This is a genomic window from Roseomonas sp. E05, assembly GCF_030063475.1.
In the GTDB taxonomy this organism is placed as follows: domain Bacteria; phylum Pseudomonadota; class Alphaproteobacteria; order Acetobacterales; family Acetobacteraceae; genus Pseudoroseomonas.
Genome location: NZ_JASIRT010000021.1, coordinates 71,521 through 80,154, shown reverse-complemented (window position 1 = coordinate 80,154; position 8,634 = coordinate 71,521). Strand labels below are relative to the sequence as shown.

At 68.4% G+C, this 8,634-nt stretch carries 5 protein-coding genes; all 5 read left to right on the top strand.

Going from position 1 to position 8,634, the window contains the following annotated elements:
• The first annotated feature begins 164 nt into the window (after positions 1-164).
• The 5 genes from QMO56_RS18450 to QMO56_RS18430 all read left to right on the top strand — a co-directional run bounded on the left by QMO56_RS18450 (position 165) and on the right by QMO56_RS18430 (position 8,515).
• On the top strand, positions 165-452 hold the full coding sequence (locus QMO56_RS18450; RefSeq protein ID WP_283528121.1) for a hypothetical protein: 288 nt from the start codon (positions 165-167) through the stop codon (positions 450-452).
• Between the two features lie 149 nt (positions 453-601).
• Positions 602-2,128: an SH3 domain-containing protein gene (locus QMO56_RS18445; RefSeq protein ID WP_283528119.1), complete on the top strand. Its 1,527-nt coding sequence runs from the start codon at positions 602-604 to the stop codon at positions 2,126-2,128.
• A 102-nt stretch (positions 2,129-2,230) separates the two neighbouring features.
• On the top strand, positions 2,231-4,852 hold the full coding sequence (locus QMO56_RS18440) for a TerB N-terminal domain-containing protein (RefSeq protein WP_283528117.1): 2,622 nt from the start codon (positions 2,231-2,233) through the stop codon (positions 4,850-4,852).
• 8 nt (positions 4,853-4,860) lie between these two features.
• Positions 4,861-6,225, top strand: coding sequence for an ATP-binding protein (locus QMO56_RS18435; protein ID WP_283528115.1), 1,365 nt, complete (start codon positions 4,861-4,863; stop codon positions 6,223-6,225).
• Positions 6,200-8,515 carry a DEAD/DEAH box helicase gene (locus QMO56_RS18430; protein ID WP_283528129.1) on the top strand — a complete coding sequence of 772 codons (2,316 nt, stop codon included), beginning with the start codon at positions 6,200-6,202 and terminating at the stop codon, positions 8,513-8,515. The genes QMO56_RS18435 and QMO56_RS18430 overlap by 26 nt, the downstream gene beginning before the upstream one ends.
• Positions 8,516-8,634: the final 119 nt, after the last annotated feature.

Genomic DNA, 8,634 nt, shown 5'->3' with positions numbered 1-8,634 from the left:
CGCAAGTTCCCGTTCCCACGCCAACAGCGATCCAGACCATGACGCCACAGACATCACCCAGCCTCCGCCTCCGCAGACGCCAAGTGAATCAGCTTAGCCAATAATACGCAACTGTAGTAGTAAGCTGCCCGGACGGTCCAGTATCAGAGGCAAGGGAGCGGACAATGAGGCTGGTGACTTACACCTTGATGATGGCGTCCGTGACTGGCATCGGCCACGCGCTCTTGGCCTTTAGGTTTGAGCCGCTGCCGAACGGGTTGCTGGAAGGCGTCGTGGCGCCGGGCACGACAATCGGTGGCGCGGCGGTATTGCTCGGCATGTGGACGGCCGGGATCGCCTCGACGGTAGGGGGTACAGTCGGCTTGTTCTGGCTGACGTGGCAGTTTTGGCGTGACTGGCAGCTATTTCGGCGCAAGCGGAGCCCACGAGTCACCGGTCCGGCATCGCAATAAGGCTCGCTCGGTCGGCAACGGTATGTGGCTCCGCGCAACCTCCCCCCGCCTCACCGGGGAGCGGCAACCTCGGATTTATACCAAATAATGGACGTGGCGTGACCGCAATGACCTTTAAGGTGGTGGACAGGCTATGATACCACCTTGGTATGTCAACGGCGGCTAACACTGGTCCATCCGGCTTTCCAGAAATCGAGTTTCGTCTTGTCGGTGGTCGCTTGCGCGCCTTCGGGCAAGGCGTTGCTCCGGCCAGCGCGCAGGAACGACCCGTCGGAACCCCCGCAGGGGTTGAACTTGACCTGAGCCATGTCGGCTTCGGCCTGAAGTCGATCTCTGACGAGGTCAGGCAACTCGAGGCCGAACTGCCCAGAATCCTTACTGCCCGGGATGCTGCCTTCCGTCGCACTGCTCGTGCCGCGAAGCCGCCGTTGTTGCCGTTCATGGAGCGGCGGCTGCCAGCACTCCGGACCAAGCTTGCGGCGGCCGAAGGCAGGCTCGGGGACGCCGTCGCCCGAAGGAACGCCTGCTGGACGGCGCTCCAGTTCAGTTTCAGTCAGACGACGCTGGTGGCCTTCCGGAACGTAGCGGCCGCGTTCGGCGCACTTGAGGCGGTTAGGTTCATCTGGGTCACCACCAGTTGGTCGTGCGGCACCTACTCCGCCCCGATGTCCGGCGCGGCACTGCAAAGGCGGGCGATTCGGATTGGCCCCACTCTGCCGGAGCACGTGGAGTCGGATTGGCCTGGATTGGCGTTCCGGCATTCCGACGGCGTCGGGCTCGAGATCTACCCCGGCTTCGCGATGACCGGCGCCGGGGTCGAGGCGAAGGTGGTGAGCCTGCTGGACGTCCACCTGGACGCCGCCGAAGCGATCGTCGCGGAGGTCATCGACCCACCGGCCGACGCTGTCATGGTCAACCGCATCTGGGAGAAGGCAAACAAGGACGGCAGCCCGGACCGGCGGTATGCGAGCAACCGGAGCATCCCCATCCTTCGGTACGGCCTGCTGCGCTTCGCGGCACCCGGTATGACGGCGGTCAGCTATCTTGTCAGCAATCCTGATCTGGCTCGCCGCTTCGCTACGGCATTTTCCGAGTTCCAGCGTTGCATGGCGGCGGAGGCGGCCTCTCAGGCCAGTGCTTCACTTTCCAGCGGCACGACACGTACCGCACCAGCGGAGCGGAGGATGGCGTCTGTGCCCCCGCCGCCTGTCGTCGGGCAGGCTCACGAGTACACGGTTGCCACGCTCGCGGCGTGCGCCATCAGCGCTTGGCTCCTCGTCGCGGGGCCGATCGGCGACCGGCAGGCTGTCGCGTCGAACACCGTCCCGCCGCCGGTGCAGACGGAGACGGCTTCCCAGCGACCGCGAGCGCCTGTGGTGCACCCAGAGACGGCTGCCGCGTCGCCGCCCACGCCGGAACACCGGAAGGATCCGGCGCCAACGACGCCCTCCACGCCGCCTCCCCAAGCCGCCACGTCGCCGGATCGGGAACGCATTGTCATCCGGAGCGGCGGCGCCAACATCCGCTCAGGACCGAACGGTACGGCCGAAGTGCTGCGGACCACATCCGGGGGAACCCACCTCAACGTCTTCGGCCGCTCGAATGGTTGGGTCAGGGTCGGCGACGCCGAAGCATGGGGCTGGGTCCACTCCAGCCTGCTCGAGGGCGGCAATTGAGCCGTGAGGGCGCCTTGATGAAGCGCAACGCGATCCGACTAGCCGCGGCATTTCCGCACGTATCCAAAGCAAATCCTTGAGCCGCCGGATCGCACCCGTCCAATGCCATCACCCCTGATCCTTCAACTCGCAGGTGGCCTCGTCGCATCGGGCGTGGCTTGGCTGCTCATGAGGCAGGTTTTGCAGGCGCGCGACACCGCGCGCACCGAGGCGGCGCGTCGTTCTGCGTCACCCTTCCTGCTAAGCAAGGATGAGCGTGCAGCGGAAAGCGAGCGGCGAGCACGCCTTGCCTTCGAGGCGGTGATGAAAGCGTCGAGCAACGGCCCGCAACAAGGAGGTCCTGCTGCACCTGCCTCGAAAGTCGAGGATTTGAACTCCCGACCCGAAGGCACGCCCCAGACAGCTCCAGCTTCGGAACTGTCGACCTTCTTCGTCCGCGAGGGCGGCAGCCCAGGGCCCGCAACCCCATCCGATTCTGGCACCCCGCTGCCAAGCGCGGCTCCGTCGGGCCAAGCGCCGCGAAGCCCGTCCGACAACCAGGCCCTGGGCGCGTTCTCGCTGAACCCGAGCGTGCCGCCGTCCGTTCGGGCACCGACCTCGTGGCCGTCACCATGGAATGAAGCGCGGGCTCCCACGCAGGCCACGCAGCCCGCGGCAGTCGAACTCGCCAAGTGGATCCCGCCTGGAACCGAGGTCAAACTTGGGGGAACCCAGGTTACCGGCGGCATGATCTACGTGGGCGAGAACCTCCCCAGTCCCAAGGGCTGGGGGATGGACCGCTGCCTGATCAATCCTTCCCTGCGAGTGGCCCGGACCGTCGCTGCAGACGATGTCGCGAGCCTGAACTACTGGCCCGAGTACGGCGGCCTGTCGCCCGCGCGGCGCCGCGCCTACATTGACTGGCTGGCTGGCGGCCGTGTCGATCCGCAGGCCGACATCGGGCTGGTCTTCCTGTTCTTCTACGGCCTCGAGCGCAGGCTGTTCTTCGACCGGCAGGTTGCCGATGCCGCCATGCTGACAGGCGAAGTGGAGCGCCTGCTGGACATCTACGCGGCCCATGTCTCGTTCAAGGGTTACGCCACGACCTTCCTGGCTGCCGCCGCACTCCTGTCCGGCAAGGCGGCCCCGACGGTGCAGCCAAGTGCGGTGGTAAACTGGTCCGAGGAGCTTCCGCTGGCCACGCGCCTGCACCTTGGTGTGGTGCTCTCGGAAGGCAAGCCGTTGGGAGCCGACGACGCGCTGCTATGGGTTCTGGGCAGTCCCGAGACCCGGCTTCGGACGCCAGGCCAACGCTGCTTCGAGGAGACGCGCAGCCTCTTCGCGCGGCACTTCGTGTCGCGCCACCCCAAGGGCCTGGCGGTGCGCACTCCGCAGCGCCGCGTCTCCGTGAGCTACCGCGCGGCCAGCGACGGCTTCACGGTCTCCATTCCTGGTCCGCACGAGAACCTCCCCGACATTTCTGGTGTGAATGCGCCTCTGTCCGGTCTGCGGGACATGCTGGAGGCCAGCCAGACCGAGCTCGACGCCTACAGCCGCCTGCTCGGGCGCAGGCCGGAGGCGCGCGGGACCTTCGAGGCAGCGATGCTGCTCCCGCCCGGCCTGCGCGAGGAGGCGATGGCGGAGGCGGGCGAGGCGGTGAGGCGGTCCGTCAAATCCTTGCTCGGCGAACCCTCGATGGCGTCGGTAGCGCCGCGCCCGCTGCTCGACGCCCTCGGCGTCCCGCTCGAGCGCGGCACCAACCGCTTGCCGGTCAGCGTGGCCACCCAGGTTCTCCAGCGCCTCGACGCACTCGGCTTCGGGATGGAGCCGGACCGGCGCTACGGCGGCGAGGCCATCTCCATGACCTCCGACGTCGTGCTGTTCGAGGCACCCGACGGCGCGGCCGTTGATCCGGACCGGCCCGCCTTCAACCTGGCCAAGGCCGCCATGGAGGTGGCCGCCCTGGCCGCCTCGGCCGACGGCGACGTGTCCGACCTCGAATTCCAGGCGCTGCTCCGCGAAGCCAGGGCGATGCCCGACCTGAACCCGGCCGAGACCACCCGTCTGGAGGCGTTCGTCTGGCGCCTGCGCGAGCGGACCAAGAGCGGCGGCGCCCTCAAGAAGGCGGCCGACCTTCCTCCGGAAGCCCGGCAGGCCATCGCGCGCGCCGCCATCTCCGCGGTCCTCGCGGACGGGCAGGCGTCCCGCGCCGAGGTCGCGTTCCTGGAGAAGCTGCACAAGACGCTGGGCCTGCCGCCCGAGGCCGTGCACTCGGCGCTCCATCAGGGCGCGAGCGGAGACTTCCAGACGCCGCGTCCCGCTGGGCCCGCGCAGTCGGGTGGAGCCGCCAGTCAGTCTGGCATTGCGCTGGACGCGGAGCGCATGGCCCGCATCCGGCAGGAGACGACCCAGGTCGCGTCCCTGCTCTCGAGCATCTTCACCGAGGAGGCGGAACTCGTGACCGAAGCGGCGCCCGCCGCCCTGGAACCGGCAGGCGCGACGGCGAAGCGGTTCGAGGGCCTGGACGACGCGCACGGCACGCTGCTGGGCGCGGTCGCCGCCGCCGGTTTCATGCCCATGACCGCCTTCGAAGCTGAGACCAAGCGTCTGCGGCTCTTCCCGGAAGGCGCCATCGAGACCATCAACGACTGGGCGTTCGAACGGTTCGAAGAGCCCATCCTCGAGAACGACGACGACATGGTGGCCGTCGCCGAGCACCTCCGCTCCGAACTTCCCACGGTCTGAGAGACAGCATGAGCGCGTTGACCAAGATCCGTCCCCGTGACCGCGACACCATCATCCAGGCGCTGCAGGCGGGCGTCGTCCCGCGCGTCGGGCTGCAGCACGTCCAGGTCGGACGGGCGCGGGAACTCCAGGCCCTGGTGCGCGACGTCGAGCGGATTGCCGACGGCGGTTCGGCGATCCGCTTCATCATCGGCGAGTACGGGGCCGGTAAGAGCTTCTTCCTCAGCCTTGTGCGCCTGGTCGCGCTGGAGAAGCGCCTCCTGACGGTCCACGCTGACCTCGGGCCCGACCGGCGCCTGCAGGCGTCCAACGGCCAAGCGAGGGCGCTTTACGGAGAGGCGGTGCGGAACATGGCGACCCGCACCAAGCCCGACGGCGGCGCGCTGGCCAGCGTCCTGGAGCGGTTCGTAGCCGATCTGGTCAAGGCTGCGGGGGAGCGGGGCGTCCCCGTGAAGAAGGTACTCGAGGAGCGCCTGGTCCACCTCCAGGAAGGGGGCGGCGGCTACGACTTCGCCACCGTGGTGGAAGCCTATTGGCGCGGCAGCGAGGAAGGAAGCGAGGAACTGAAGGCCAACGCGCTGCGCTGGCTGCGCGGCGAGTTCTCGACCAAGACCGAGGCGCGCCAGGCGCTGGGCGTGCGGAACATCATCAACGACCAGGACCTCTATGAGGGCCTGAAGCTGATGGCGGCGCTGGCGAAGCTCACGGGCTACGCCGGTCTGCTCGTGGTCTTCGACGAGATGGTCAACCTGTACAAGCTTCAGAGCAAGCAGGCCCGCGACCAGAACTACGAGCAGATCCTCTCCATCCTGAACGACGTCTTGCAGGGCAACACCTCCGGCATCGGCTTCGTCATGGGTGGCACGCCGGAGTTCCTCACCGACACCCGCCGCGGCCTGTACAGCTACGCCGCCCTGCAGTCCCGGCTCTCCGAGAACAGCTTTGCGCGCGAGGGCCTGGTGGACCTCTCCGGCCCGGTGCTGCGCCTGCAGAGCCTAACGCCCGAGGAGCTGATGGTGCTGCTCGGGAACGTCCGGAACGTCTTCGCCGGTGGTGACCCCGCTCGGCATCTGGTGCCGGACGAGGCCCTGCACGCCTTCATGGCCCACTGCAACGAGCGCGTGGGCGAGGCCTACTTCCGCACGCCCCGCAACACCATCAAGGCGTTCTGCCAGCTTCTGTCGGTCCTCGAGCAGAACCCCGGTACCGACTGGCGCGGCCTGCTCGGCGACGTGCAGGTCTCGCAAGACTTTCCGGACGACGATGCCGAGATCCCGGAACCCGAGCTGGCCACCGCCAGCGGGTCCAACGAAGTGCCCGCGGTCGGCGAGGCAGGCCCGCGTGACGATGAACTCACCGCTTTCAAGCTCTGAGCTGGCGGGCGCCTACGACCTCCTGCATCCGGAGGTCCGGCGCTGGGTCCGCGACCAGGGCTGGGCCGGGCTGCGCGAGATCCAGTCCCGCGCCATCAGGGAGGTCAGGGGCGGAGAGGGCGACCTCCTCGTCGCGGCCTCGACGGCAGCCGGGAAGACCGAGGCTGCTTTCCTGCCGGTGCTGTCCGAGGTCGCAGATGAGCCGGTCAGAGGCCTGTCGGTCCTCTACGTCGCGCCACTGAAGGCGCTCATCAACGACCAGTTCGGCCGCCTGGAGGATCTCTGCGAGCGCCTAGGGCTGTCGGTGGTGCGTTGGCACGGCGACGCGCCCGCAGCGGCCAAAAGCGGTCTGGTAAAGCGGCCGCGCGGGCTGGCGCTCATCACGCCCGAGTCCATCGAGGCGCTGTTCAGCCGACGCCCTGCGGCCGCCAAGGCGCTGTTCGGCAACCTGCGTTTCATCGTCATCGACGAGCTGCACGCCTTCCTGGCCGGGCCACGCGGCGTCCACCTCGCGTCGCTGCTGCGCCGGATCGACTCCCTGGCCACCAAGCCCGCCCGCCGCATTGGCCTGTCCGCAACACTGGGTGACCTGAACGCCGCCGCGGCCTGGCTCCGGCCATCGGCGCCGGGGAACGTCCAGACGGTGCGGTCACCTCCTGGAGGCAGCAGCCTGCAGCTCCAGGTGCGCGGCTACATCGAGCCGTTCCGCCCCCAAGCAACAGAGGACGAAAAGGACTTGGCCCTCCGAGCCGTGGCGGACCACTTGTGCGGAACGCTGCGAGGCAAGAATTCGCTGGTCTTCGGCGGGTCTCGTCGCCGCGTCGAGACAGTGGCGGACCTGCTGCGCGGCCTGTGCGAACGGCACAACGTTCCCAACGAATTCTTTCCGCACCACGGCAACCTGTCCAAGGAATTGCGCGAAGATTTGGAGCGGCGCCTGAAGGAGGGGAGGCTGCCGACCACGGCGGTTTGCACCTCCACCCTGGAGCTCGGCATCGACATCGGCTCCGTCGCCTCCGTCGCGCAGATCGGGGCGCCGCGGTCGCTGTCCTCGTTGAAGCAGCGCCTGGGCCGGTCCGGGCGCCGGGCTGGCGTGCCCGCCGTCCTGCGCGTCTACGTCCTCGAGGACGAGCTCAGGCCCGACGCCAGTCTGCTGGACCAGATCCGGCAGGAGACCATCCGGGCCATCGCCGCGATCCGTCTCCTGGGCGAAGGATTCATCGAGGCGCCGAGCAGCGTGGACGGCCTCGGGTCGGCGCTGCTGCACCAGACGCTGTCCGTCATCTGCGAACGGGGCGGCGCGCGGGCCGAGACCATCTACCGCCTGCTGTGCGGTCCGGGGCCGTTCGCTTCGGTGAAGCCGCCGCTCTTCATGGACCTGCTGCGGAGCATGGGCGGCCCGGACGCCAAGCTCATCGAGCAGGCGCCGGACGGCGTGCTCATGCTGGGCGAGGCGGGGGAGCGGCTCGCGGGCTCCCGCGACTTCTTCGCCCTGTTCACCAGCAGCGACGAGTGGCGCATCGTCACCGGTGGGCGTTCGCTCGGCTCCATCCCGATCAGCAGCCCCGTCATGGCGGGCAACCTGATCGTCTTCGCCGGGCGCCGGTGGATCGTTCGGGAAGTGGACGAGCCCACCCGCATTATTACCGTCGACCCGCACAAGGGCGGCACGCCTCCCACCTTCGAGGACAGCACGCCGGAGCCGGTGGACGACCGCCTCGCCGCCGAGATGCTCGCCGTCTACATGGGGGACGACCAGCCGGGCTGGATCGACGCCACCATGGCGCGCCTGCTTGACGAAGGCAGGAAATCCTTCCGGCGCATGGAGCTGGACACGCGGCGGGCGTTCCGCTCCGGGGACGACGTGCACCTCTTCACCTGGCGGGGCACCAGGTCAAACGGGCTGCTCGCCATCCTGCTCGGGGCGGCGGGTTTCTCCTGCTGGGCCCACGACACCGGCGTCGTGGTCTCCCGGCCGAACCTGAGCCAGCTCGCCACCAGGCTGGCCGAACTCCAGTCGTTCGGGGTGCCCAACCTCGAGGCTGTGGCGGCGGACGTCAGCGCCATCTCTACCGGGAAGTTCGACGGGCTGATCGCGCCATCCGTGCTGCGTGGCTTCTGGGCCCTGGGCGTCCAGGGCGCCGTCGGCGACATCCAGGCCACCGTAGCGCCGCTCCAGCCAATTGCCGGTGGAGATGACATGGAAAGCCTAGGCGTCACTCATGCACCTGCTGCCATTGAGCAGAGGCCTGATGGTAGGGAGGAGGTGACGGCCGGGCCCCAACCGTGACTTCGTCCCAGCGTTGCCAGCGCCACGAAAACAGGTGACGCCCTCCTCGGAGCCCCTGACCACGTTGAGCAGACACCCTCCTGCGACCGTGACGTCTACGTGGTGGGGCGCGCTCCGGC

Excerpts from the sequence above, each read along its gene's own strand:
- QMO56_RS18450 (WP_283528121.1), top strand. The coding sequence starts at position 165 with ATGAGGCTGGTGACTTACACCTTGATGATGGCGTCCGTGACTGGCATC.
- QMO56_RS18445 (WP_283528119.1), top strand. The coding sequence starts at position 602 with ATGTCAACGGCGGCTAACACTGGTCCATCCGGCTTTCCAGAAATCGAG.
- QMO56_RS18440 (WP_283528117.1), top strand. The coding sequence starts at position 2,231 with ATGCCATCACCCCTGATCCTTCAACTCGCAGGTGGCCTCGTCGCATCG.
- QMO56_RS18435 (WP_283528115.1), top strand. The coding sequence starts at position 4,861 with ATGAGCGCGTTGACCAAGATCCGTCCCCGTGACCGCGACACCATCATC.
- QMO56_RS18430 (WP_283528129.1), top strand. The coding sequence starts at position 6,200 with ATGAACTCACCGCTTTCAAGCTCTGAGCTGGCGGGCGCCTACGACCTC.